Source organism: Cupriavidus sp. IK-TO18, from assembly GCF_015549295.1.
Lineage (GTDB): Bacteria > Pseudomonadota > Gammaproteobacteria > Burkholderiales > Burkholderiaceae > Cupriavidus > Cupriavidus oxalaticus_A.
This window is the reverse complement of the sequence record NZ_JADGMP010000001.1, coordinates 267962-292343: the sequence shown is the minus strand read 5'-3', so window position 1 is coordinate 292343 and position 24382 is coordinate 267962. Positions and strand designations below refer to the sequence as shown.

The following is a 24382-nucleotide window of genomic DNA, read 5'->3' as shown; positions in this document are numbered from 1 at the left end:
GCTGTCTCCATCTTGCGAACGTTCTTGTCAGGGAGTACTGCGACTAGTGCGGTCCAAGCGCCGGCTCGGCCAGCCTGCGCAGGACCGCCAGGGTATTGTTCGCCGCTGCGACACCCATATTGACGTAGGCCGCGCTGGTCACGCCACCGATATGCGGACTGAGCACGAAGCCCGGCTCTCCCTGGAAGGCATGCGGCACCTGCATCGGCTCGCGCGCAAAGCTGTCCAGGCCGGCAGCGGCGACGTGGCCCGAGCGGACGGCTTCGAGCAGCGCCGCTTCGTCGATCAACCCGCCGCGCGCAGTGTTGATCAGGATCACGCCACGCTTGCACTGTGCCAGTGTGCCGGCATTGACCATTTCCCTGTTCTCGGCCGTCAACGGGCATTGCAGCGAGATGACATCCGATCGTCTCCAGATCTCTTCCAGCAGCACGGCTTCGATATGGTCCGGCAAGTCCGTGGCAAACGGGTCGAAGCCGATCACGCGCATGCCGATGGCGTCGCACATTCTGGCGAACCGCCGCCCGATCGCGCCCAGGCCAATCAGGCCGATGGTCAGGCCATTCAGCTCCAGGCTCTTGTGCGTGGCTTTGTCCCAGTGGCCGGCATGCATGCGCGCGTCCAGTTGCACCACCGACTTGGCGCACGCAAGCATCAGCGCCAGCGCGTGTTCTGCAACGGCCGCGGCATTGGCCCCGGCAGCGGCGGTCACCTTGATGCCGCGCGCCTCGGCAGCGGCCTTGTCGATGGTGTCGGTTCCGGTGCCGTGCTTCGAGATCACCCGCAAGGCGGGGGCCGCGTCCATGACTTCGGCCGTCACGGCGCCATAGCGCACGATGATGCCGACAGGATTGTGCTTCGTTGCCAGCGCGACGAGGTCGGCGGTCTGGGGTGTCCTGCCGGCGAAAACGACCTGATAGTCGCCCAGCAGCGCCAGGGCTTCCGGTGCCAGGTCCGCACCCGTGACGATAATGACTGGCCGGTTCATCACAATGCTTCTCCCTCTTTCAGGACGCCGGCGGTCACCAGCGATGCCAGCAGCCACGGCGCGGTGGTATTGCCCTCCTTTATCTGTTCGATGCGCCTGGCCTCCGCCTCTTCCTTCTTCGCCGCGGCGTCGAGCAGGGCCTCGATCTTCTCGCGCTCCACCACGACCAGGCCATCGGCATCGCCGCAGATATAGTCGCCCGGGTTCACCGTCACGCCCCCGACGGAAATCGGGTGTCCGATGCGGCCGCCGACTTCCTTGGTCGGACCATTGGGATTCGTGCCCACCGAGAAGACCGGGAACTGCATGTCGTCCAGCTCGAGGCTGTCCCGCACGGCGCCATCGAGGACCACACCCGCCAGGCCGCGCTGGCGGGCGGCATGCATCATGATGGTTCCCATCAGCGCCGAGGTCTGGTCGCCCTTGCCGTCCACAACCAGCACGTCGCCGGGCTGCGCAAGCGCCAGGGCTGCGTGGATCATCAGGTTGTCGCCCGGACGGACTTCGACAGTGAATGCCGGACCGGCGACTTTCATGGTCGGGCGCAGGGCCTTGATCCGGCCGTGCAGGGCGCCGCGGCGTCCGCCGACATCCGACAGGATAGCGGGCTGGAACCTGGCGGCGCGCGCGATGATGTCAGCGGGTACGCGATCGAACGATTTGATGATGTTGGGCAAAGCCATGACGAACTCCAGCGAAATTTGAGAAATGGTTGGATACGGTGCCGCTCAATCCAGCTTTGTGCCGGAGGCTTTGATGACCGCCGCCCAGCGTCCGATGTCCTGCTTGATCAGCGCGGTGAATGCTTCGGGTGTGCCGCCGAGCACCGATGCCCCTTGTTCGTTCAGCTTGCTGGCGAGTGCCGGGGATTTGAGCGCCTTGTTGAACTCGGTATTCAGGCGCATCACGATTTCCTTCGGTGTCGCGGCAGGCGCGACGAAGCCGAACCAGGTCGCCGTCTCGAAGCCGGGATAGCCCGACTCGGCAACGGTCGGCACCTGGGGCAGGTCTTGCAGGCGCTTCGATGAGGTCACCGCGAGCGGCCGCAGCTTGTTGTTCTTGATATGCCCGAGCAGCGTCGGCACGGACGCCATGTACAGGTCGACTTGCCCGCCCATCAGGTCATTGACCGCCTGTGCCGCGCCCTTGTACGGCACATGGGTGAACTTCACTTTCGCGGTGCCTTGCAGTTGCTCGCCACCGAGGTGCGCCACCGTGCCATTGCCCGGCGAAGCAAAATTCAGCGACCCGGGCTTTGCCCTGGCGGACTGGATTGCGTCCTTCATCGTCTTGTACGGCGAGTTGACGTGCGTCACCAGCACCAGCGGCGCGGAAGCGACCAGGCTGATCGGCGCAAGGTCCTTCAGCGGGTCGTACGGCAGCCGCTCGTACAGCGAGGGATTGATGGCAAGGTTGCTGGTCTGCCCCAGGGCAATGGTGTAGCCATCGGCAGGCGCCTTGGCTGCCGCGTCCACGCCGAGGTTGCCGCCGGACCCCGGCTTGTTCTCCACGACAAAGACCCAGCCGGTCGACCTGGCGACGGTAGTGGTCACTTCCCGCGCGATGATGTCGGTGCCGCCGCCGGCGGGAAACGGGACGATGACCCTGATGGGCTTGCTCGGATACTGCGGCGCGGCATGAGCCGTGGCGGATGCCAACAGGATGCCTGCAATGGCCAGGAGGCCGCGACGGGATATTGCCTTCATTGGTGTCTCCGAATCTGGTTTCGTTGTGAGGCTTCGTTGTGATTGGATTGTGGTCGACCGTTTCACGTCATACAATGCCGTTTCATACCGTGCACCGCATTTCGCGTCATGAACCGGAAAAGTGATACACAGGTCGCCTCAACCGGCGATGAGGGGCCGAGCGCCGTGATTGCGGTGACGCGCGCGTTACGCGTGCTGGAAGCCTTCGGGGTCAATGACCCGCACCTGTCGCTGGCCGAACTGAGCCGGCGCACCGGCATCCACAAGACCACCGTGCTGCGGCTGGCCCGGACGCTGGCGGCGGACAACTACCTGGTGCAGAAGGAAGACGGCAACTGGCGGCTGGGGCGCGCCGCGGGATGGCTGGGCGCGTGCTACCAGGCAACGTTCAATGTGCAGGAAGTGGTGGAGCCGGTCCTGCGGGAACTGACGATCCGGACCGGCGAAAGCGCTTCGTTCTACATCCGCGAGGGTCAGCAGCGCACCTGCCTGCTCCGGGTCGAAGGGCCGCAGGCCATCCGCCATCACGTCAGGATCGGCGCGGCACTGCCGCTGGACAGCGGCTCGCCCGGCCGGGTCATATTGGCGTTCTCGGGAGAGCCGGGCGAGCCCTATGAAATGATCCGGCGCCGCGGATTCCACCTGTCGCTCGGCGAGCGCGAACCCGAGGTCTCCAGCGTCTCCGCGCCGGTGTTCGGATTGCACTGGCGCCTGCTGGGCTCGATGTGCATTTCGGGACCGACTTCCCGGCTCAGCGAAGCGCGGTTGCTCGAGCTGGCGCAGACCGTGGTCGACGCCGCGAACAAGCTGTCGTATGCGATGGCAGGCAGCCAGCGGCCCGCCATGCAGCTGGAAAAGCCGTCGACCTGGCATCCCTGACGCGCAGGACCCGACGGATTACCGGCTCAGAAGAAGTGCCGGATCCCGGTGCGCAGCAGCAGCTGGTTCCGGTTCGAGGAGACCCCGTACAAGGTCACCGAGCCCTGCGCGAATGCCGGCGCCTCAACACGCACAACAATATTCTTGTCCTGTTATTGAATGGATTTCACTGCCCGTGGGCGCGCTCGTGCGCTGCGCCCGGTTCCGGCGAAGCCGGTGCCCTGGCACGTTGCCCGCGCGTAGCGAGCCAACACAGGATGGAGCCGGCGCAGACCATGGATGCGCCCTTCCAGAATGCGATCGACAGCGGCGTGCGCAACAGCATGGCCGCCAGCGCGGCGGAAAGGACCGGGATGAAATAGGAGGCGCCGGCAAGTACCGTGACATTGCCGTGCAGGATGCCGACGTTCCAGGCAGCGTAGCCAAACCCCATCGCGGAGGCTGCCAGCGCCAGGTACAGGATGGCCTCATAGCTGAACACCATTGCCCCGCCGTCGCCGGTGAAGTACTTGATCCACAGCGCCAGCGCCGTCAGCATGAAGAACAGCGTGACGCCATTCTTGCCGCCGGCGATGCGGCTGGTCACGGTGCAATAGGCCGCCCAGATCATGGCGCCCGCAAAGGCCAGCCCGTAGCTGAGCGGGTTGTCCTGGATATTTGCCGCCATCCCGGCGAAGTCCAGTCCCTGGTCGCCGCCAAGCACCCGGCAAATGCCAAGGACGGCAATCGCAAATCCGGGAACGACCAGCAGGTTCGATTTCTGGCCGTTGAATGCAATGGCGCACAACATGGTAAAGCTCGGCCACAGGTAGTTGACCATGCCGACCTCGATGGCCTGCCTGCCGCTGTTGGCATAGCCAATGGACAGGGACAGGCACAGCTCATAGGAAACGAACAGGAGGCTTCCCCAGATGAGGTAGCGCCGGGGAAATTCACCTGGCTTGACGAAGCCGACAGTCAGCCAGAGCAAGGCCGAGGCAACGGAATACATCATGGCCGCGCCGCCGGTTGCGCCAAGGCTTTCGCTGACGCCACGAATCAGGCCGACGATCGAACTCCATAACAGGATCGCGATCAGCCCGATGAGTGTTGCCTGACGCTTGCTTCGGATGACACCTGCTTGCATTGAACGGATGACCTCATGAGGGACGATGGGAGGAAAAAATGCGGGAGCGGACTCCGGCGAGTCGCGCATGATACGTGTGTTGCGGCGCGACCGGGCATCGCGCGAGCGCCATGCCCGGTCCCGGACGGGACCCGGGGCATGGCTCGCCATGTCACTCAGCTGTGGCCCGACCGGTCCGATACGTCGATCCAGATGGGGCCAGCGCGATGGCTTCGTCCACGCTCTGGAAAGTCGTGACCGAAAGGACCGAAATGGGCTTCGCTGACCAGCGCACCGATCCGATGGTCCGGATCGGGGCGATTACCCATCTTCCACTCGCGCATCTGGACGCAACAGGCTCGCCACATGCACGCCCGCATGTGGCGTGCATGCCGCTACTCCAGCACCACGCCATTGGCCTTGATCACCGCGGCCCACTTGCGCACTTCCGCATCGATGAACCGCGCAAATCCGGCACTGTCGCCCGGCTCGGGCTGCAATCCCAGCGCCGCCAGCTTGCTGCGCATATCCGCGTCGGACAGCACCGCGCTGGCATCCTGGTTGAGCTGGCGCACGATCGCCGCGGGCGTCCCGGCTGGCGCCATCAGGCCGAACCAGCCGTAGCCGGTCACGCCGGGACAGCCCTGCTCGACTAACGTGGGCGCATCGGGATAGACCGGCGTGCGCTGCTCCGACGCAACCGCCAGCACCCGCAGCTTGCCCGCCTTGATAAACGGCAGCGCCGTCGTGATGGCGGTCAGCGTGGCATCCACCCGGCCGGCCAGCAGCTCGGTGTAGGCGGTGGCATCGCCGCGGTAGTGCACGTTCAGCACCTTGAACTTCGCCTGTGCGCCGAACAGTTCCGCCGTCAGGTGCGGCCCCGACCCGGCGCCGGGCGAGGCAAAGGTCACGCCGTCCGCTTTCGCGCGCGCCAGCTTGACGAAATCCGCGACCGAGCGCGCCGGCGAATCCGCCTTGACGATCAGGAACACCGGGCCGAGCACGCGCGGCCCGACCGCGACGAAATCCTTGTGGATGTCGTATTGCTGCGGCAGCCCGGCCGCCGTATTGATGGCAAACGGCGCGGCGGCCCACAGCAGCGTGTAGCCGTCGGGGGCGGCGCGCGCCAGCGTTTCGTTGGCGACCCGGGTGCCGGCGCCCGGCTTGTTCTCGACCACGAACTGCTGGCCATACTTGCGGCTCAGCGCTTCGGCCAGCAGCCGCGCCGAGGTGTCATTGGACCCGCCGGGGCCATACGGCGAGATCAGCCGCACGGTGTGCGCCGGATACGCCTGCGCCAGCGCGGACAGCGGCGCCAGCGCGGGCGCCGCGCCCAGCAGCATCACGTCGCGCATGCGTGCCAGCAGGTCCCTGCGCGATATCTTGTCAGCAGTCATCGTCATGCCTCCACGGCCTGGATCCCCGGATACGAAAAGGTCTTGCCAAGGTGCGCCGCGCCCGGCACGTACAGCCGCAGCGCCACGTAGAAGGGCCCTGCCGGCGCCGGCAGCCAGTTGCCGTGGCGCGCCGCGTCGCGTGGGGCCGCGGCGCCCAGGTGCAGGCGCAGGCTGCCGTCCGGCTCGTAGCGCAGGCTCGGCGAGCGGTCGCCCAGCGAATAGCGGGCGATCGGGTTCTCCACCAGCATGCAGTCGCCCTTGTCGTACATGGTCAGCGACCAGAACGCGCCCACCTGCGGCAGCTGGCCGGCGGGGAACGCCAGCTCGTGCGGCTCGTTCCCGTCGAGCGGGCGGCCGTGCGCATCGCAATCGGCGATGATGTACATGGCCTCTTCCATGCCGAGCGCGCCGATGTAGTTGCGCGCCACCTGCGCGCGCTCGGCATAGCGCGTGCCGAACGACGCGCCGATCTCGACCGGCAGGTTCCAGCCGCCGCCCAGCGCGGAAGGCATCGGCCGGGCCAGTTCGGCCAGCACCTGCTCCATGGCAGCGGCCAGCAGCGCCACCTGCGTTTCCTTCAGCGGCACGCCCTCGCTCGCGGCACCGAGGCCGAGCGCGGCGAAGGCCTGCACTGTCGCCGCCTCGTCTGCTGGCGGCGGGTTCTCGCGCAGCGCGCGGTTCACCACGTCGGCATAGCGCCGCACCTGCTGCGGCGACGCGCCGAGGTGTTCGTTGGGCTGCATGCCGACATCGTACGCGCGCACCGCGTCGCCGCCGTCCGGCAGCGTCAGCCGGAAGCGGTCCTGCAGCGCATGCACCGCGGGCAGGTCGTCCGGGCCGTCCACCAGCAGCCGGCCCAGCAGCCACACCGCATCGGTCGGACAGGCGATGGCGGTGGCGCCAGCCGGGGCTTCGCCCTGCCAGCCGGGACCGTGCAGCAGGAAGCGCCCGGCCTGCGTGCCGGTGGTGCGACTGCCGATGTAGGCGAACGGGTTGGTATAGAAATCGAGCAGCCCTAGCACGTAGTAGCGGCCGGCGCTGTCCGGCACCTCCAGCAGCAGCGGTCCCTGCGACAGGTCGAGCCAGGCGTTGCTGTACAGCGTGTCGTTGTTGGGCGTGACCACCTGCCGGTGCTGCGGCCCGAGCAGCTGGCGCGTGTGGAAGAACTGGTTGACCCAGCGCAGCGTGCCGTCGGGGCGCGCGTCGGCAAAGGCGCCTTCACGGCGGCGGCGCGGGCAGGTGGCGGCGCGCATGCGCGCCATTTCGTAGAGCGGCAGCGTGTACAGCACTGCCTCGCGGGCCAGCGCGGGCAGTCGGGAACCGGCGAAAGAATCGGCGGATGAATCGGCGGATTTTGTCATGGAATCTCGCTCCTCAGGCAACCCGGCGCACCGGCGGAATGCGGTACTCGCCCGCGATAAAGGCCGGCGCGGGATGGTACAGGCGCAGGATCAGGTAGAACGGGCCCGCGGGAGCGGGCAGCCAGTTGTCGGCCTGTTCGGCCTGTTCCGGCCGCCGGTGCGAGATCGGGATGACCAGGCTGCCGTCGGGCTCCATGCGCAAGCCGGGCGTGCGGTCTCCCACGGCGTAGCGGCCGATCTCGTTGGCGCTGAAGAAGCGGTCCTCACCGTACAGCGAGACCGACCAGAACGCCTGCGCCGGCGGCAGCATGCCGGGCGGGAAGCTCAGTTCGTATGCCTGCGCCCCATGCAGGGGCTCGCTGTCGGCATCGAAATCGGCCATCGCGTAGATGGCTTCGTCGGCGCGCAACGCGCCCAGGCCCTTCATCGCGGTGCAGGCGCGCTGCAGCCAGTCGTCGCCATAGACGCCGAGCTTCAGGCTGTAGCCCCAGCTCTTGCGGCCCTGGCTGCGCGTATGCGCCTCGATCAGCTGCATGGCCTGGCGATACGCGTTCTCCAGGCCGGCGCGGACTTCCGCGCGCAATGCCGTGACGTCGACCTCGCCCTCCAGCTTCAGGCCGGCCTTGCGCAGCAGCGTGAACGCGCCCAGCTCGCGCTCGGCGGGCGGGTACTCGCGCAACGCATTGAACAGGTTCTGGAAGAAATCGAGCGCCTCGTTGCCGGTATCGCGCCAGTCGCGCACGCATTGCGGCATGGGCTTGCCCGGCGCCTCGAGCGCGAAGCCGCTTTCGAATGCATGGGCCGCGGCCAGGTCGTCAGGACCCTGCACCAGCACGCGCCCCAGCAGCCATACCAGCGAGGTCGGACAGGCCACGACATGCTCGCCTTCAGCGTGCTGGCCGGGGCCGACCAGCGTCACCGTGCCGCCTTCGGCCGGCACGGTGCGCGGGCCCAGGTTCTCGAAGTTGTTGGTCCAGGCATCGAGCAGCTCCACCACGTAGTAGCGGTCGCGCTGTTGGTCGCACTTCGGCAGCGGCGGCACGCGCAGCGTGACCGCCCCGTCGGCCAGGTTGGCCCAGCCGCAGAAATACAGCAGGTCATTGGCGGGCGTGACGACGTCGCGGTCTTCATGCGTCCACTGGCGCTCGCTCGCCGACAGCGTGTTGACCGGGGCGCGGCCATAGCCGGTGGCCTCGCTGACTGCGGTCTGCAGCTTGCAGGTACGGATCGTTTCGACCAGCGGATAGCCGTAGATCGCCAGCGGTATGGCGGCGGCGGCGACCAGCGCTTCCTGGCTGGAGCTGTAGACGGGTGCGGAGAAGAACTGTGGCGCGGGATGGTTCATGCAGGGCTCCGGGAAAAATAGGCGGAAATTGTGGGAACGCGTGCGGCTCATTCCTGTGCCGCGCCGCTCGACTTGACCAGCGTGGCCCAGGCTGGCACATCGCTGCGCATCTGCGCGGCAAAGGCGCTGCGCGGCTGGGGGCTGTAGCGCATGCCGAACGCGTCGGCCTGCGCCTTGATGGCGGGATCGCGCATGACGGCGACGGTGGCGCGCTCAAGCTTGTCGACGATCTCGGCCGGCGTGCGCGCGGGGGCGAACAGCGCGAACCAGCTGTCCACGCCGAACGCCACGCCGGCCTCGGTAAAGGTCGGCACGTCGGGCAGCGCCGGCGAACGCTCGGAGCCGGTAACCGCCAGCGCCCTCACCTTGCCGCTGCGGATCAGCGGCAGCGTGCCGGCAAGGTCGGACATGGCCACGGGCAGCGTGCCGCCCATCACGTCGGTCAGCATCGGGCTGACGCCCTTATAGGGGATGTGGCGCAGGCGGATGCCGCCCAGCACGTTGAGGCTTTCGCCGGCGAGATGGCCGCCGGAGCCGTTGCCCCACGAGCCGTAGGTCAGGTCGGCACCGGGGCGCCTGGCCGCGGCGATCAGCGCGGGCAGGTCGCGGCCGGTAAAGCCGGGGCCGGCGATCAGCACGTTGCCGCCGTAGAAGAGCCGGCTGACGGGCACGAAGTCGCGCAGCGGGTCGTAGGGCAGTTTCGGGAAAATGGCTGGTGCGATCGCATGCGTGGCGGAGATGCCAAGCACCAGCGTGTAGCCGTCCGGCGCGGCGCGCGCGACCTGTGCGGAGCCGATGGTGCCGGTGGCGCCGGCTACGTTCTCCACCACCACGGTCTTGCCGAGTTCCTTCGACAGGCCCGCCGCCAGCAGCCGGCCGACCACATCGGTGCCGCCGCCCGGCGGGAACGGCACTACCAGCCGGATCGGCTTGTCGGGATAGGTGCCGGGATTGGGGCCGGGATTGGGGCCGGCGTGCGCGGGGGATACCACCCCGCAGAGCGCCACGGCGAGTGCGCCGAGTGCGCCCAGCGCGCGCAGCGCGATGCGCCGCGCCGGCAAGTGCTTGTGCCTTTGCATGCTTGTCTCCAGTCTTGTTTGAGGTACTGCGTCTGGCCGCGGGGCGTCGCCCGTCTGTGCGGGCATCCTGTCCACCGCGTTGCGCGCCGTCACTATGAAGCGGTACGACGGTCCGGGCGAAGCGTGACCACCGCGTCGGCGGCGACCAGCCCCTGCGCGGTGACGATGAACGGATTGATCTCGAGCGTGTCCAGGCGCTCGCCCAGACCGGCTGCCAGTTGCGACACCGTGGCCAGCACCTGCGCGGCGGCATCGAGATCCACTTCGGGGTTGCCGCGATGTCCTTCGCACAGCGCGGCGGCACGGCTGGCGCGCAGCATCGCGCGCGCCTGTGCGCGCGACAGCGGCGCCAGCCCGCAGGCGGTCTGGCGGAAGATCTCGACCGCGGTGCCGCCGATGCCGGCCAGCGCCACCAGCCCGAACACCGGGTCGCGCCGCACGCCGACCATCACCTCGCCCCAGCCGCGCACCATGCGCGCCACCAGCACGCCTTCCAACGGCACCGGCGCGCCGCTCCCGGTGCGCGCCAGGGCGACCGCTTGCGCCATGCGGGCGAAGGCTTCGCGCACCGCCTGCGCATCGGCCAGGCCGAGGGCCACGCCGCCGACATCGCTCTTGTGCAGGATCTCGCGCGAGCACAGCTTGACCACCACGGGATAGCCGAGGCCCTCGGCAATGCGCACCGCCTCGTCCGCATCGCGCGCAAGCCCGTGCGGGGCCACCGGCACGCCAGCGTCGGCGAGCAAAGCCATGGCCTCGTACTCGGACAGCGCCGTGGTTTCGGGCGGCAGGCCGCGCAGTCGCGCTTCGCGCCGCGGCCCGGTCCCGGACAAGGTATCCCGTGCGGATTCCAGCGCCGCCGCCTGCGCCAGCGTGGCGACGGCTTCCACTGCATGACCCGGCTCGCGGAACACCAGGCACCCGCGCGCTTCCAGCCATGCGCGCTTGTCGTCGTCGACAATGCCGGCCAGCAGCAGCGGAGCGGCATTTGTGTCTTCGCTCAACGCACCGATGGTCTGCTGCAGCTCCGGCCACAGCCGCGGCGCATTGGCACCGCCGGCCAGGAAGGCCGCCACGCAGCCATAGGCGCCGCTGCGCGCGACGCCCGCGAGGGCATCCATGAACACGCGCGGCTGCGCCACCACCTGCCCCGTGACGTCGATGGGGTTCGCAGTGCTGGCGAACGGGATCGCGGTACGCAGCGCCTCGGCCGCAAGGTCCGGCATCGGCGGCAGCGGCAAACCCAGCTGCTCGGCGCGATCGGCCATCATGATGCCGACGCCGCCCGACACGGTGACGATCGCCAGCGGCGTGGCGGCAGCGGCGCCGCTCCCTTCCGGGCGTTGCCAGGTCGCCGGCCGCCGGCCGCGCGACAGCACATAGCCGAGCCGGAAGAATTCTTCCAGCGTATGGGCCCGGTGCACGCCGTAGGCATCGAACACCGCCTGGTACACCGCATCCTCGCCGGTCAGGCTGGCCGTGTGCGACTGCGCCGAGCGCGCGCCGGCCGCCGTGGTGCCGACCTTGGTAACCACCACCGGCTTGCCCGCCGCGCGCGCCGCGGCCAGCGCCTGGCGCAGGCGCGCGCCGTCGCGGCAGCCTTCGATGTAGGCGAGGATCACGCGGGTGTTGGGGTCGTTGGCAAGCCATGCGATCACGTCCGCCACCTGCAGCCCGGCCTCGTTGCCGGTGGTGACCCAGTGGCTCAGGCCCAGCCCCGCCTCGCGCGCCAGCGCATAGGCGTAGGCACCGAAGGCACCGCTCTGGCTGACCAGCCCGACTTCGCCGACCGGCGGCACGCCGCTGAGCGGGATCGGCGAGAAGGTGGCGAACATGCGCTCGCGCAGGTTCATCGCGCCCAGGCAGTTGGGGCCCAGCAGCGTCACGCCCGCATCGCGCGCGCTGCGGGCCAGCAGGTCCTGCATGCGCACGCCGCCCTCGCCGGCTTCGGCGAAGCCGGAAGTGAAGACCACCGCCGCGCGCGTGCCGTTGCCGGCCAGCTGCGCCATCACGTCCTGGCTGGCGCTGGCCGGCACCGCCACGATCGCCAGGTCGACCGGCTCGCCGATGTCCGCCAGCGAGCCATAGGCGCGCAGGCCCTGCACTTCGGCGGCGGACGGGTTGACCGGATAGACGCGCCCCCCATAGCCCAGTTCGCGCAGCAGCCGGATCGGCATGCCGCCCACCTTGTCCGGCTGGGTGGAAGCACCGACCACCGCGATCGAACGCGGGTACAGCAGGGAATTCAGGTCAACCATGTGGCAGTCTCCGGGTCTTGTTTTATGGATGGTTCCAGTCGGGCCTGGCCGGCTATTGCCGCAGGCCGGTGGCGGCCTCGATGGAGCGGACCATCTCCATCAACAGCGGCGCCACCTTCTTTTCCATCATCCCGCGCTTCACCTGCGAGCCGGGCACGGCGCAGTTGAACAGCAGCGGGCGGTTCAGGTATCGGATGCGCGAATAGACGCCCACGCCGTACACGCCGATGCCGGCATCGCCCTCGTTGAGCGCGAAGCCGCGCTTGGGGTAGTGCGCCACGTTGTGGCACAGCGTGTCGTAGAACGCCGCGTATTCCTCGGGCCGCTCCTCGCGGGCGGCCACCATCAGGCTTTCGAACTCCGCCTTCGACAAGGTGCACAGGTAAGCCCGGCCCATGGCCGTGCTCAGCACCGAGCGCACGGCGCCGGTTCCCGGCCGCGCCGGGGTGCCCTCGTTGTGGGTACAGGACTGCAGGTAGGTAACGTCGAGCCGGTGCGCCACGCCCATCGACGCAGCGCCCTCGATGCGGTCGGCCAGCGCCTGCATCAGCGGACGGGCCACGTGGCGCACCTGCAGCCCGGCCAGGTACGGATAGCCCAGCGCCAGCACCTGGGCGCTGACGAAGTACTTGTCGAGCTTGGGATCCCAGTCGAGGTAGCCCAGCTCGAACAGCGTGCGGCAGATGCGCGAGACGGTGGCGCGCGGCAGCTGCAGCCGCTGCGCCAGCTCGCCGTTGCCGAGCGGGCGCGGCTCGTCGATAAAGCAGCGCAGCAGGGCAAAGCCCTTGGCCAGCAGGCCGCCGAAGGACGGGTCCTCGCGGCGGCGTTCGGCGATGAATTGTTCGACCGGCAGGTTCATGGCGTTTTCCTCTTTACCCAGTCTGGGACAGCGCGTGATCGAGTGTCAAAAAGCGGAATCAATTTCCACATATTGGAAATATAGGCCATCGTGTTGACCCCTCCGGCGTGCCGCCCATAAGGTTCTCCGGCATCGGACACAGATTCGAAAAGGAGACAAGACATGAAAAACCGCACCTTTTCACGCCGCCGGCGTGTCGTGCTGATCACCGCCGCGGCCTTGTGCCTGCTGCCGTCTGGCGCAGGCGCCGAAGATGCTTACCCGACCAAGCCCGTGCGGCTGGTGGTGGCGTACCCGGCAGGCGGCCTGACCGACACGCTGGCGCGCGCGCTGGCCGATGGTCTCGGCAAGCGGCTCGGCCAGACCATCGTGGTCGAGAACAAGGGCGGCGCGGGCGGCATTATCGGCACCGACCAGGCGGCCAAGGCGGCGCCCGACGGCTACACCCTGCTGCTGACCATTCCCGGCCCGATCACCGCCAACCTGGCGCTGTACAAGAAACTGCCCTACGACCCGCGCACCGACCTGCGCCCGATTTCCGACATCGCCACCGCGCGCACCGTGCTGGCGGTCAATGCCACCGTGCCCGTCAAGACCGTGGCCGAACTGATCGACTTTGCAAAGAAGGAGCCCGGCAAGCTGCGCATGGGTTCGTGGGGACCGGGCACCCAGCCGCATACCATCCAGACCTACATGGCCAGGAAGTATGGTGTCGACATCCTGCACGTGCCCTACCGCGGCGAGGGACCGATGGTGACCGACCTGCTGGCGGGCCAGGTCAACGTCACGGTGGGCTCGGTCACCGCGCTGCAGCAGCACTTTGCCGGCGGCAAGCTGCGGCCGATCGCCGTGACCGGACCGCGCCGCGCCAGGTCGCTGCCCGACGTGCCCACCTTTGCCGAGGCCGGCTATCCCGACGACGCCTACCGGCTGACCGGGCCGATCACGCTGATGGCCCCGGCCAAAACACCCCAGCCCATCGTCGACCGCCTGGGGCGCGAGGTCAGCGCGCTGGTGAAAAGCCCGGCGTTTTCGAAGCGGATCGAGGACATGGGCGCCGAGCCCATCGGCAACACGCCGTCCGAGGCGGCCAGCGCCTACACCGCCTACCTGCCGGTGGTGCTGAAGCTGACCGCCGACACCGGGGTCACGCTGGACTGACGCCGCCCCCGGAGCGCCAGCCATGCGCCTTAGCCAGATCCAGGACTTCATCGCGGTGGCGGAAGGCGGCAGCACTTGTAACTTGAAACCGGTTCGGCACGCCTCGAAGCGATTTGCAGGCCGCTAAACTCAGGTGTGACATTTTTTCCCACGGCGCGGCCGAGGTACCCGCGGGCACTACAATGCTGCAAAAATTGCACCGGCAGCGCCCGCCTCCATGATCGACCTTGCAAGACGACGCCTGCGCGTACGCCTGAACCCCGCCGCGATGATCGTCCCGGCGACCATCGCCCTGGCGGTTGCCATCGCCGGACTGGGCGCCGCGGCACTGGCCCAGATGCGCAGCGACGCGCTGGCCGGCGCCAGCGAAGCCTCGGCCAATCTGGCGCTCACGCTGGAGCGCAGCATCTCGCGCAACCTGCATATCTACCAGTTCGCCATCGCCGGGGTCGCCGATGCCATGCAGGACCCGGAAGTGATGCAGCTGCCGACCGCCTTGCGCCAGCGCGTGCTGTTCGACCGCTCCATCAACGCCGAGGACATGGGCTCGCTGCTGGCCACCGATGCCAGCGGCAACCTGCTGCTCGATTCGCACCAATGGCCGCCGCGCGCCGTGAACCTTGCCGACCGCGACTATTTTCAGGCCCACGTGCACGACGCCAACGCCGGCATCTTCCTCAGCCAGCCGTTCCAGCCGCGGCTCACCGCGCAGAACAAGTCCATCGGACTGAGCCGGCGGGTGTCGGGGCCCGATGGCGCGTTCCGCGGCATCGTCGTCGGCACGCTGCGCCTGAACTACTTTCGCAAGCTGTTCGATGGCGTCAGCCTCGGCGGCGGCGGTACGCTGACGCTGCTGCGCACGGACGGGACCATCATCATGCGCCGCCCCTACGACGATGCGTCGGTGGGCCGCAATATCTCGGCCAGCCCTTCCTTTGCACCGCTGCTGCGGGGCACCGAAGGCAGCTTTATCGGCATCGCCGCGGTCGACGGCGTGCGGCGGCTGTACAGCTACCGGCGCCTGCCCGACTTCCCGCTCATGGTGGTGGTCGGGCTCTCGGTCCACGACGTGCTGGCCCCCTGGTACAAGCGCGCATGGTGGTTTGCCGGGCTGATTGCCGTGGTCGATGCGCTGATCGTGGCGCTGGCGGTGCTGCTGTCGCGCCAGTGGCGCCGCCGCCTCGACATGGAGGCGCACCTGCGCCTGATGGTGAATACCGATGGCCTGACCGGCCTGGGCAGCCGGCGCGCGCTGGATGACGCCGCCGACAAGGAATGGCGGCGGGCATGGCGCGACGGCCAGCCGCTGTCGCTGCTGATGGTCGATGTCGACCACTTCAAGCAGTTCAACGACCGCTACGGCCACGTTGCCGGCGACGATGCGCTGGCCGCGGTCGGCGACAGCATCCAGAAGCAGATCCGCCGGCCGGGCGACTATGCCGGCCGCTACGGCGGCGAGGAATTCGCGATCCTGCTGCCCGGCACGCCGGCCGCCGGCGCCGCGAGGATCGCCGAGGCCATCCGGCATGCGGTGCAGGCACTGGAGATCCCGAACGCGACCAGCCCGCTCGGCACGCTGACGGTCAGCATCGGCGTTGCCACCAGTTCGGCCGGCGGCGGGGATGCCGGGCCGTTCGCGGACCTGCGCGCCTTCCTGCATGGCGGCGACCAGGCGCTCTACCTGGCCAAGCGCGACGGCCGCAACCGCGTGGTGATATTGGGCGAGGCCACGCCGGCGCTGGCCGTCTGATGCGCTCGCCTGTCCGGCGATGCAGCGCGCTGCAGCACGATGCAGCGCCTCAGTGCGTCCGGTGCAGGTACGCTTCGACGTAGCTCACGCCGAACTGGATCAGGTCGCGGGTATCGCCGGAATGGTGCCCCGCCTCGGCAGACACTACCAGCGCCTGGGCCAGTTCGCGCAGCCGGTTGCGCAAGGCCTGCTTGTCCGATCCCGCTGCGCTCCTGAAGTGGGCAACGGCCTTCTCGGCGGCGTCCGCGATGGCGACCGCGGTCGCCTGGCCTTGCTCTCCCGCCTTGACGGCAGCGTTCACGATCTCGTCGACATAAAGCGCCACGATGGGCGTCACGCCGTCGATGCCGGTCCTTACCGGATGGCGGGTCGCTTCGCCCCGGGCCTGCTCGTCCACGACCACCTGCGCCCGCCCGCGTAGCGGCGCGATCGGCGGCGCTGGCTGGCCGCTGTGCCGCATCGAGCCAAAGCGCTGGGCAAAATGCCAGGTAAATTCGGCACCCAGCAGGAAAATCTGCGCGGCGTAGTACACCCATAGCAGCAACACCACCAGCGAACCCGCGGCGCCATACCCGCTGGCCACGCCGCTCTTGCCGATGTACAGGCCGATCAGCAACTTGCCCAGCGTGAACAGCAGCGCCGTGACGACGGCGCCAAGCCAGACGTCGAACCAGCGGATCTTGGTGCGCGGCATGATCTTGTAGATCATCGCGAACACCACGGTCGTCAGCACCAGGCTGATGGCAGTGTCCAGCGCATGCCCGACCGCCTCGTCGATGCCTAGCAGCGGTCCCCATTCACGCCCCATCGCCGAAATGCCGGCACTGAGCAGCAGCGACACGACCAGCAGGAAGCCGATGCCCAGGATCATGCCGAACGACAGCAGCCGCGCGCGCAGCAGCGAAAACAGGCCCGAACTCTTCTGGCGCTGCGGGACCCGCCAGATGCGGTCGAGCGCCGACTGCAACTCGGCGAACACCGTGGTCGCGCCGATCAGCAGGGCCACCACCCCGATGATGGCGGAGACCGTGCTGGCGGCCGGCTCGCTGACCGCAACCAGCATGTCTTCGACCACCTCCGCGCCTTCGGTGCCGATCAGCCCGCTCAGCTCGCTGACGACCTCGCCGCGCGCCGCTTCCGCGCCGAATATCACGCCCGCCACGGTGATGACGATCATCAGCAGCGGGGCAATGGAGAAGACGGTGTAGTACGCCAGCGCCGCGCCCATGCTCGGGGCATAGTCGTCGATCCAGGAGTTGATGCTCTCGCGGATCAGCTCGAAGGCGGCGCGCGGCGACACGGGGCCAAGGGATAGCATGCGAGGTCCTGTCGCGACGTGTCCTGCATGGCAATAGCAAATCCCATTCCAGAGCAACGGCGCCCGCAATGCGGCGCCTGGGGAGGCACGCTGGCCGGTCCATCATGCAACGGGCGCTTCCAGAATTACCAGGCGCGCGCGCTCGGCTATGCCGCATGTGCCTGCCAGAATACGCGGCGGGTGGTCCGGCGCGAATAAACCTGGGCGTGCTGTCGCAGGCCTTCATGGCCGCAGTGGCGGCGGCACGGCCCGCCTATGACGTGCCGTCGCGCGGCGCGGCGGTAGACCCGCGCACGATCAGCTGCGGCGTCAGCTGCACGGTGACGGCATCGGATCCCGGCTTGTCGATCTGCCGCAGCAGCAGCCGTGCAGCCTCCTCGCCCATCTCATGGACGGCGATGCGCACCGTGGTCAGCGGCGGCGTCAGCGCGTCGGCAAAGGGCATGTCGTTGTGGCCCACTACCGAGATGTCGGCGGGGCAATGCAGCCCGCGCTCGCGCAGCAGGTCATAACAGCCCATCGCCACCAGGTCATTGCCGGCGGCGATCGCGGTGACCGCCGGAAAGGCTTCCAGCAGTTGCGCGCACGCCAGCTTGCCGGCCTCGCGCGAATAGCTGGCGGCCTCGATCACGTGCCAGGCGTCGCGGCGCAGGCGGTGCCGCCTGACCGCCTGGACAAAGCCCTCGCGCCGCAGGAAGCCGGTGGACAGCGCGGCCGGGCCGGCGATATGGCCGATATGGCGATGGCCCAGGCCGGCCAGGTGGTCTACCGTCAGCCGCATCGCCAGCAGGTTGTCGCTGACCACGCACGAGACCCGGCCCGTCTCTTCGCCGCGATTGACCGTGACCACCGGGATATGCTGCCGGATGCAGTAGTCGAGCACCGCGTCCTCGCGCTCCGCCGTCGCCAGCACCAGCCCTTCGACCTGCCGGCCGATCATCTGGTCGATAATGAAGCGCTGCCGGCTCTTGTCGGTGCCGGCGTTGACGACGATGGGCACGTAGCCCTGCTGCGCCAGCACCGACTCGATCCCCGCCAGGATCGGCGGGAACACCGGGTTGGCGATGTCGGGCAGCACCACGCCTACCAGCCCGGAGCGCTGCGTGCGCAAGCCGGCGGCGATGCGGTTGGGGCGGAAGCCGCGCGCCTCGGCCACCTCCAGGATGCGCGCCGCCACGTCCTGCGCCACCAGGTGCCGCGTGGCCGGGTTCATGACCCGCGAGACCGTCGAGTAATGCACGTCGATCTCGGCGGCCAGGTCTTTCAGGGTGAGGCGCTTGCGCTCGGACATGACGGCTGGTTGTTGGGCGGCGGGCCGGGAATGGGAGATGCGATATTTTAAGGCGCATTGCTGATGGGGGGTGGGGACGGGGGCCTGAATGAAGTCTTGGGCTTCACTTCGCCGTCATCCTTCACGTGGCTGTGGCTGGACATCTGGCGGATATTTGATATGCCCTGGTTTCGCCCCTGAAGGGGCGAGTCACTTTTGCCCGAGCGGCAAAAGTAACCAAAAGCGCGTTTTCTGCCCTGGGCGGGCGGCCACTCTTATCGTAGCGTGCCGGGGCTTTCGTACGGGGCTGCGCTTCGTTGCAAAGCAGGACTGCCTGACGCCGTGGTGCGCCACCATGGCTCGGCATTGACACGGTGATTGAACGAGCCCAGAGCTGTGGGCGGCCCCTGCTGCTGGCGGCAACGCAGGAACGCCTGCGGCTGCGCTGCGCGCCTGCAGTATCGCAGGTCAGGGGCTCGGGCACGTAACGCGTCGCTGCGCTCGCTTGGCGCCGTCGCGGCGCTGCCCGCAATCCATTCTATCCGGCTTGTTTGCTCCCCTCTCCCGCAAGCGGGAGAGGGAGCACACAATCGGCAAGTCTGGCCATCGCGATGCCCTGCCCTTACTCCCCAGCCCTGACCCCTGACTGCCGCACCACCGGCGCCAGCTTGCCGATTTCCGCCTGGATATACGCGGCAAACTCCTGCGGCGATGAACGCCGCGGCTCGGCGCCCTGCGCCGCCAGGCGCTCGCGCACGTCGGGGGATGACAGCGCCTTGCCGATCTCGGCGTTGAGGGCATCGACGATCTCGCGCGGCGTGCCGGCCGGGGCGAGGATGCCGAACCACGAATCGAAGGCATAGGCCGGCAAGCCCGACTCCGCTACGGTCGGGATATCCGGCAGCGCGCTGGCCCGCCTGGCCGTGGTCACCGCCAGCGCGCGCAGCTTGCCTTGCCTGACGAACGGCATCGCCGAGACGGAGGGCGCGAACATCATGTCGCCGCGGCCGGCCATGACGTCGGTAAGCGCTTCGCCGGTGCCCTTGTACGGGATATGCGTGATGTCGATGCCGGCCTGCATCTTGAACATCTCGCCGCTCAGGTGCGTGGAGCTGCCGGAGCCAGCCGAGTCAAAGTTCAGCGCGCCCGGCGTGGCCTTGGCCGCCGCCACCACGTCGCGCACCGACTTGTACTTGCTGGCCGCATTGACCACCAGCACGTTGGGCACGCTGGCCACCAGCGAGACCGGCGCGAAGTCCTTCACCGTGTCATAGCCGAGCCTGGGATACAGCGTGGCGTTGATCGCATGCCCGACCGACACCAGGATCAGCGTGTAGCCGTCCGGCGCCGCCTTGGCCACGCCGGTCGCGCCGACAGTCCCGCCCGCGCCGGGCCGGTTGTCGACGATCACCTGGTAGCTGCCGCCCTCGGCCATCTTGCTGCCGAGGATGCGCGCCAGGATATCGGTGGCGCTGCCGGCCGAGAACGGCACCACCAGCCGGATCGGCTTGCTGGGGTACTGGGGCTGTGCACTGGCGGCGGGGGCGGCCGCCAGCATCAGCGTCGAAGTCAGCGCCAGCACGGCGCCCTGGATGGATCGAATCATTCCTTGTCTCCTCACTGCTAGTCGGGACGCGTGTGCCGCGCCTCAGAAGAAATGCCGCATGCCGAGCGCGACGGTCTGCGGGTCGGCGCCCGCGCTTACGCCCAGCTCGTTGATGGCAAAGTCATAGATCGCGTTGCGCTTGTTGTTGATGCGACTGTAGTACGCAAACAGCGCCGTGCGCTTGGACAACGGATAGTCGTAGCCCACCGTGACCTGCGTCGCGCCCGTCTCCGCGCCGCTGCGGAAGAAGCCGACGGTCTCGGTGGCGTTGCCGGCGCCGTTGCTGGCCAGGCCAAAGCCGACCCGCACGCTGCCCGGCCCCAGCTTCTGCACCACCGACGCGTAGTAGCCGTTGCGCGTGAGGTCGCCGGTGGCGGTGCGGTAGTGCAGCCGTTCATAGAGCAGCGCGACGGTGGTCGTCGGGAACTTGTAGGAAACGCCCGCCTTCATCGCATCGTCGTTGCGGCCCGCGGTCTGGTAATGCTGGTGGATTTCATAGGCCAGCACCACGTTGAGGGGGCCGTTGTCGTAGGCGGCGGAGAACGAGTACAGCCCCGGGTTGCGCGGCACCGTGGTCTTTTCCTCGTTGATGCCCCACGCGGCGGCGCCGCTGAAGCCCGCCAGCGACGGCGACTTGTAGACGATGATGTTTTTCTGCCGTCGGTCGAACGCGCTGGTGTCCTGCACGTTGTCCGAGCTCGACGTGGAGCCGTTGCCGATCAGCGCCATATACCCCGCCGTGGTTGGGTAATACGGATCGTAGGTCGAGGTCGCCTCGGTATAAGGCGTCTGCCAGTGCCCCATGAACAGCGTGCCGGCGCTGCCCTGCAGCCCGATGCGCGAATTGCGCCCCGCGATCTGGCCCTGGCCGGTGTCGAGCGAGACGTTGCTCTCGATCTGCCAGATTGCCTTGAGGCTGCCGCCCAGCCCTTCCTCGCCGCGCATGCCGAACACGGAGCGGTTGTTGGTCAGCCGGCCGACGCCGCCAAGGCGCGTGCCGTCGGTCGCCGTATTGGCGTAGGAATACTCCAGCGCGGTGTTGAGGCGCCCGTACAGCGTCACGGACGACTGCGCGCCGGCGTGGCCGGTGCAGGCCGCGCCCATGGCCAGCAGCAGCAAGCGGCACCGCTTGGGAACGGATGTCATTGGTCTACCCCTTTGGTTGTGGTCATTCTTTTTGTAATCACCTTTTTGGTCAGCGCCGTTTATTTCGGGGCTGCAATCGTTTGCATCACGGCACAAGAAAATCAGGCCTTCGGATACGGCATCGCCAGCAGCAGCAAGGCGGGCCGGTTGCCGGGATTGGAGACCTGCCGCGCCTCGCCCGGCGCCAGGCGCACCGAGTCGTACTGTCCCAGCGTGACGGCCTCGTCCGGCGTGCGCACGCAGACTTCGCCCTCGAGCACGACGTAGTGCTTTTCCACCGGCGAGGCATCCAGCGCGGTATGGCCGCCTGGCAGCAGTACCGAGACGCCGAGCCACAGTGCCTCGGACGGGCCGGCCTCGTGTCCCTGCAGCCGCAGGCAATGCATGCCGTCGTGGTTGGGCGGGAAATACGCCGGCGCCCGGGCAAAGCGGGTCGTGTTCATGGCTTGAGCACCACGCGCTCGGTCGCGCCTTGCAGGACCGCGCGGTATGCGTCCTTGGCATTGGCCAGCGCATAGGTGTAATCGGACAGCACCGGGAACGGCCGCAGCGCGCCCGCGGCGAACATTGGCGCAAGCTGGTCCAGGATCTGCGCGCACGCGCCGCTGTCCAGGGCCAGCGTATCGACGCCAACGTATGTATGCTGGCCGCGGTAGAAGGCGAAGATGTCGAACGGCACCGGCTTCTCGATGGTCGAGATGAAGATCTGCGCTGCGCCGATGGCCATCGCCTGGTTGGCTTGCTCGAAGTACGGGCTGCCGACAGTGTTGTAGACGATGTCGGCGCCATGGCCGCCGGTCTCGTCGCGCACCACTTCTGCGATCGCTTCGCGGCTGGCGTCGATCATGCGCACTGCGCCGCTGGCATGGCCGCGGTAAGGCTCGGCCGTACGCTCGACGGCAAAGACGCGCGCGCCCAGCGCCGTGGCGATCTGGATGGTGGCCTGCCCCACCTTGCCGTTGCCGCCACAGACCAGCACGGTGCTGCCGGCCTGGGGCATGCCGGCGCGGCGCAAGCCTTCGTAGGCAGTGATGAACGGCACGCCCACGGCGCCGGCCTCCAGCAGCGACACCGACGCCGGCTTGGCGCGCACCGCACTGGCCTGGATGCGCAGGTACTTGCCATGGGTACCGTCGCGGCGGATGCCGAGCTCGCCGCCGCTGCCCCACACCTGCAGGCCCAGCAGCGCGGCCGGCCCGTCGACCACCAGGCCGGCATAGTCGCGGCCGGGCGTGCGCGGCCACACCGCATGCGGCATCAGGCCCAGCGTCGCCTTCACGTCGCTGGGATTGACCCCGGCACTGGCGACTTCGATGATGCATTGGTCCGCCGCGGCATCGGGGCGCGGCACGCCGAGCAGTTCGAGCTGCAGCGCCTCGATATCGGCGGCTTTCTGGTTCACGCGGATCGTGTTCATAAGTTCTTTCCTTTCAGGAATCGGCAATTCGGTTGGCAAGGCTCAGGCTTCGCGCAGCCCCAGCGTGCGGCGCGCCTCGGCGGGCGACGCGATCTCGCCGCCGAGCGAGCGCACGATGTCGCGGGCCTTGGCGACCAGCGCGGCGTTGCTGGGGGCCAGCACGCCCTTCTCCAGGTAGATGTTGTCTTCCAGGCCGACACGCACATGGCCGCCGGCCAGCCATGCCTGCGCCACGATCGGGAATTCGGCGCGGCCGATGCCGAAGGCGGACCAGTGCGCGCCGGCGGGCAGCATGTTGCGCGCATAGAAAATCGTTTCGGGCGTGGGCGCGAAGCCGTATTTGACGCCCAGCACGAAGGTCCACAGGCCAGGCCCGTCGAGCACGCCGTCGCGGATGAAGTCGAGCGCCATGTTGAGGTCGCCCGAGTCGAAGATCTCCAGCTCCGGCATGACGCCGGCGGCGCGGATCGCGGCGGCCATCTTGCGCACGTTGGCGGGCGTGTTGATGACCACGTCGCCCCCGGAATTCATGGTGTTGAGGTCGAGCGAACACACATCGGGGCGCAACGCGGTGATGTGCTCGACGCGCTTGCCCGGAGGCAGCAGCGTGGTGCCCGGCGCGGCCACGCGCGGCTCGTCCTCGCTCGGCACGAAGCGGCCGCCGGGTCCGGTGGTGAGGTTGATGATCAGCGTGCGGTTGCGCGCGCGGATGCGGTCGATGACGTCGGCGTAGTATTCGAGCGCCATCGACGGGCGGCCCGTTTCGGGATCGCGCACGTGGATATGGGCCGCGGCAGCGCCGGCTTCGGCGGCTTCGAGCGCGGCGTCGGCGATCTGCGCCGGCGTGACCGGCAGGCCGGGATGCTGCTCGGGGGTGACGATATTGCCGGTCACCGCGCAGGTGATGATGGTCTTGCGTGCGTGCATGAGCGAACGTTGGTGAAGAACAAGAGAAAAACGGAGCGTGGCGCCGGGCTAGCCGAGTTGCCTGCCGCCGTCGACGACGATGGTGGTGCCAGTGGCAAAGCGCAGCGAGGTAGCGCACGCGGCAATGGCATCGGCCACGTCCTGCGCCTGGCCGATGCGCTGCAGCGGCGTCGTCCTGGCGGCGCGCTCGTTGAAGCTGCTGTCGCGGCCGGGCACGAAGTCGCTGTCGACCACGCCGGGCGAGACGTTCAGCACGCGGATCTGCGGCGCCAGTGCGCGCCCCAGCGACATCGCCATGGCGTCGAGCCCGGCCTTGGCCGCGCAGTACGCCACGTTGCTGCCCTGCCCGTTGCGCCCCGCGATGGAGCCGACGTTGACCACCAGCCCGTCGCCGCTGGCGCGCAGGTGCGGCGCAAAGGCGCGGATCGCGGCGAACTGGCCGCGCCAGTTGATGGCAAAGAGTTCGTCGATCAGCGCGTCGTCGAGCGCGTCGAGGTCGGCGTGCGGGATTGCCCGCGTAAAGCCGGCGGTATTGACCAGCATGTCGGCGCGGCCGTAATGGCAGATGACTTCGTCGGCCAGCGCGCGCAGCGAGGCGCTGTCGGCAACTTCCGCGACGGCGGCAAGATGGTTGCCGGCCGGCAGCGCGGCCGCCGCGCTGGCCGCCTTGTCGGCGTCGCGGCCGGTCAGGACGATGCTCGCGCCGAGGCGGGCCAGCGTTTCACCGGCGGCAAAGCCGATGCTGCCGGTGCCGCCGAGGATCACGGCAACCTTGCCGGAAAGGGGGGATGCGCTCATGTTCGGAGTTGA

21 protein-coding genes are annotated in these 24382 nt (G+C 68.4%); 3 read left to right on the top strand and 18 right to left on the bottom strand.

The genetic code is table 11. From position 1 onward, the window contains the following. Positions 1–43: 43 nt before the first annotated feature. Genes IPF36_RS01265 through IPF36_RS01255 form a run of 3 tightly spaced genes read right to left on the bottom strand, consistent with a single transcriptional unit; the run spans position 44 to position 2694 of the window. Entirely contained in the window at positions 44–988 is a 945-nt protein-coding gene (locus IPF36_RS01265; RefSeq protein ID WP_135702927.1) for an NAD(P)-dependent oxidoreductase, read from the bottom strand. Further along, positions 988–1671: an RraA family protein gene (locus IPF36_RS01260; RefSeq protein WP_135702928.1), complete on the bottom strand. Its 684-nt coding sequence runs from the start codon at positions 1669–1671 to the stop codon at positions 988–990. The genes IPF36_RS01265 and IPF36_RS01260 overlap by 1 nt, the downstream gene beginning before the upstream one ends. Positions 1672–1716: 45 nt before the next feature. Further along, a complete protein-coding gene (locus tag IPF36_RS01255; RefSeq protein WP_135702929.1) occupies positions 1717–2694 on the bottom strand; it encodes a tripartite tricarboxylate transporter substrate binding protein in 978 nt (325 codons plus the stop codon). A gap of 108 nt (positions 2695–2802) precedes the next feature. Between IPF36_RS01255 and IPF36_RS01250 the strand changes: the two genes are divergently transcribed. Further along, on the top strand, positions 2803–3573 hold the full coding sequence (locus tag IPF36_RS01250; RefSeq protein ID WP_133094370.1) for an IclR family transcriptional regulator: 771 nt from the start codon (positions 2803–2805) through the stop codon (positions 3571–3573). A gap of 166 nt (positions 3574–3739) precedes the next feature. On the opposite strand, the gene yddG is transcribed toward IPF36_RS01250, so the two are convergent. The 7 genes from yddG to IPF36_RS01215 form a co-directional block, all read right to left on the bottom strand. Beyond that, positions 3740–4684: an aromatic amino acid DMT transporter YddG gene (gene yddG / locus IPF36_RS01245; RefSeq protein ID WP_135703955.1), complete on the bottom strand. Its 945-nt coding sequence runs from the start codon at positions 4682–4684 to the stop codon at positions 3740–3742. Positions 4685–5073: 389 nt separating this feature from the next. Further along, on the bottom strand, positions 5074–6075 hold the full coding sequence (locus tag IPF36_RS01240) for a tripartite tricarboxylate transporter substrate binding protein (protein ID WP_195427110.1): 1002 nt from the start codon (positions 6073–6075) through the stop codon (positions 5074–5076). A gap of 2 nt (positions 6076–6077) precedes the next feature. Beyond that, positions 6078–7436: a DUF1254 domain-containing protein gene (locus tag IPF36_RS01235; RefSeq protein ID WP_135702932.1), complete on the bottom strand. Its 1359-nt coding sequence runs from the start codon at positions 7434–7436 to the stop codon at positions 6078–6080. 13 nt (positions 7437–7449) lie between these two features. Then, positions 7450–8781, bottom strand: coding sequence for a DUF1254 domain-containing protein (locus tag IPF36_RS01230; protein ID WP_195427108.1), 1332 nt, complete (start codon positions 8779–8781; stop codon positions 7450–7452). A gap of 47 nt (positions 8782–8828) precedes the next feature. Next, positions 8829–9860 carry a tripartite tricarboxylate transporter substrate binding protein gene (locus tag IPF36_RS01225; RefSeq protein ID WP_195427104.1) on the bottom strand — a complete coding sequence of 344 codons (1032 nt, stop codon included), beginning with the start codon at positions 9858–9860 and terminating at the stop codon, positions 8829–8831. Between the two features lie 92 nt (positions 9861–9952). Beyond that, positions 9953–12118, bottom strand: a complete 2166-nt coding sequence (locus tag IPF36_RS01220; protein ID WP_195427101.1) for an acetate--CoA ligase family protein — start codon at positions 12116–12118, stop codon at positions 9953–9955. Positions 12119–12170: 52 nt separating this feature from the next. Next, positions 12171–12977, bottom strand: coding sequence for an IclR family transcriptional regulator (locus tag IPF36_RS01215; protein WP_133094364.1), 807 nt, complete (start codon positions 12975–12977; stop codon positions 12171–12173). 162 nt (positions 12978–13139) lie between these two features. Here IPF36_RS01215 and IPF36_RS01210 point away from each other — a divergent pair, with 162 nt between their 5' ends. Then, positions 13140–14138: a tripartite tricarboxylate transporter substrate binding protein gene (locus IPF36_RS01210; protein ID WP_195427098.1), complete on the top strand. Its 999-nt coding sequence runs from the start codon at positions 13140–13142 to the stop codon at positions 14136–14138. 217 nt (positions 14139–14355) lie between these two features. Continuing rightward, positions 14356–15888 (top strand): sensor domain-containing diguanylate cyclase, encoded by a 1533-nt coding sequence (locus IPF36_RS01205; protein WP_133094362.1) that lies wholly within the window; start codon positions 14356–14358, stop codon positions 15886–15888. Between the two features lie 49 nt (positions 15889–15937). Here IPF36_RS01205 and IPF36_RS01200 read toward each other — a convergent pair whose 3' ends face one another. From IPF36_RS01200 to IPF36_RS01165, 8 genes are all read right to left on the bottom strand, one after another. Further along, positions 15938–17206: a YihY/virulence factor BrkB family protein gene (locus tag IPF36_RS01200; RefSeq protein WP_133094361.1), complete on the bottom strand. Its 1269-nt coding sequence runs from the start codon at positions 17204–17206 to the stop codon at positions 15938–15940. Positions 17207–17459: 253 nt separating this feature from the next. Next, positions 17460–18497, bottom strand: coding sequence for a LacI family DNA-binding transcriptional regulator (locus tag IPF36_RS01195; RefSeq protein ID WP_133094360.1), 1038 nt, complete (start codon positions 18495–18497; stop codon positions 17460–17462). Positions 18498–19098: 601 nt separating this feature from the next. Continuing rightward, complete coding sequence (locus IPF36_RS01190) at positions 19099–20082, bottom strand: tripartite tricarboxylate transporter substrate binding protein (protein ID WP_135702937.1); 984 nt, start codon at positions 20080–20082, stop codon at positions 19099–19101. Between the two features lie 42 nt (positions 20083–20124). Beyond that, positions 20125–21186: a porin gene (locus IPF36_RS01185; protein ID WP_240745857.1), complete on the bottom strand. Its 1062-nt coding sequence runs from the start codon at positions 21184–21186 to the stop codon at positions 20125–20127. Between the two features lie 143 nt (positions 21187–21329). Then, on the bottom strand, positions 21330–21671 hold the full coding sequence (locus tag IPF36_RS01180) for a cupin domain-containing protein (protein ID WP_133094357.1): 342 nt from the start codon (positions 21669–21671) through the stop codon (positions 21330–21332). Continuing rightward, on the bottom strand, positions 21668–22645 hold the full coding sequence (locus IPF36_RS01175) for a zinc-binding alcohol dehydrogenase family protein (protein ID WP_195427095.1): 978 nt from the start codon (positions 22643–22645) through the stop codon (positions 21668–21670). Before IPF36_RS01175 ends, IPF36_RS01180 begins: the two co-directional genes overlap by 4 nt. A gap of 42 nt (positions 22646–22687) precedes the next feature. Further along, complete coding sequence (locus IPF36_RS01170) at positions 22688–23572, bottom strand: 3-keto-5-aminohexanoate cleavage protein (RefSeq protein ID WP_135702938.1); 885 nt, start codon at positions 23570–23572, stop codon at positions 22688–22690. 48 nt (positions 23573–23620) lie between these two features. Beyond that, positions 23621–24370, bottom strand: coding sequence for an SDR family NAD(P)-dependent oxidoreductase (locus tag IPF36_RS01165; protein ID WP_195427093.1), 750 nt, complete (start codon positions 24368–24370; stop codon positions 23621–23623). Positions 24371–24382 lie beyond the last annotated feature (12 nt).

Coding starts and splice junctions, on each gene's coding strand:
- IPF36_RS01185 (WP_240745857.1), bottom strand. CDS start 21,186: ATGGGCGCGGCCTGCACCGGCCACGCCGGCGCGCAGTCGTCCGTGACG.
- IPF36_RS01170 (WP_135702938.1), bottom strand. CDS start 23,572: ATGCACGCACGCAAGACCATCATCACCTGCGCGGTGACCGGCAATATC.
- IPF36_RS01165 (WP_195427093.1), bottom strand. CDS start 24,370: ATGAGCGCATCCCCCCTTTCCGGCAAGGTTGCCGTGATCCTCGGCGGC.
- IPF36_RS01240 (WP_195427110.1), bottom strand. CDS start 6,075: ATGACTGCTGACAAGATATCGCGCAGGGACCTGCTGGCACGCATGCGC.
- IPF36_RS01235 (WP_135702932.1), bottom strand. CDS start 7,436: ATGACAAAATCCGCCGATTCATCCGCCGATTCTTTCGCCGGTTCCCGA.
- IPF36_RS01190 (WP_135702937.1), bottom strand. CDS start 20,082: ATGATTCGATCCATCCAGGGCGCCGTGCTGGCGCTGACTTCGACGCTG.
- IPF36_RS01225 (WP_195427104.1), bottom strand. CDS start 9,860: ATGCAAAGGCACAAGCACTTGCCGGCGCGGCGCATCGCGCTGCGCGCG.
- IPF36_RS01175 (WP_195427095.1), bottom strand. CDS start 22,645: ATGAACACGATCCGCGTGAACCAGAAAGCCGCCGATATCGAGGCGCTG.
- IPF36_RS01220 (WP_195427101.1), bottom strand. CDS start 12,118: ATGGTTGACCTGAATTCCCTGCTGTACCCGCGTTCGATCGCGGTGGTC.
- IPF36_RS01210 (WP_195427098.1), top strand. CDS start 13,140: ATGAAAAACCGCACCTTTTCACGCCGCCGGCGTGTCGTGCTGATCACC.
- IPF36_RS01180 (WP_133094357.1), bottom strand. CDS start 21,671: ATGAACACGACCCGCTTTGCCCGGGCGCCGGCGTATTTCCCGCCCAAC.
- IPF36_RS01260 (WP_135702928.1), bottom strand. CDS start 1,671: ATGGCTTTGCCCAACATCATCAAATCGTTCGATCGCGTACCCGCTGAC.
- IPF36_RS01255 (WP_135702929.1), bottom strand. CDS start 2,694: ATGAAGGCAATATCCCGTCGCGGCCTCCTGGCCATTGCAGGCATCCTG.
- IPF36_RS01230 (WP_195427108.1), bottom strand. CDS start 8,781: ATGAACCATCCCGCGCCACAGTTCTTCTCCGCACCCGTCTACAGCTCC.
- IPF36_RS01195 (WP_133094360.1), bottom strand. CDS start 18,497: ATGTCCGAGCGCAAGCGCCTCACCCTGAAAGACCTGGCCGCCGAGATC.
- IPF36_RS01205 (WP_133094362.1), top strand. CDS start 14,356: ATGATCGACCTTGCAAGACGACGCCTGCGCGTACGCCTGAACCCCGCC.
- IPF36_RS01215 (WP_133094364.1), bottom strand. CDS start 12,977: ATGAACCTGCCGGTCGAACAATTCATCGCCGAACGCCGCCGCGAGGAC.
- IPF36_RS01200 (WP_133094361.1), bottom strand. CDS start 17,206: ATGCTATCCCTTGGCCCCGTGTCGCCGCGCGCCGCCTTCGAGCTGATC.
- IPF36_RS01250 (WP_133094370.1), top strand. CDS start 2,803: ATGAACCGGAAAAGTGATACACAGGTCGCCTCAACCGGCGATGAGGGG.
- IPF36_RS01265 (WP_135702927.1), bottom strand. CDS start 988: ATGAACCGGCCAGTCATTATCGTCACGGGTGCGGACCTGGCACCGGAA.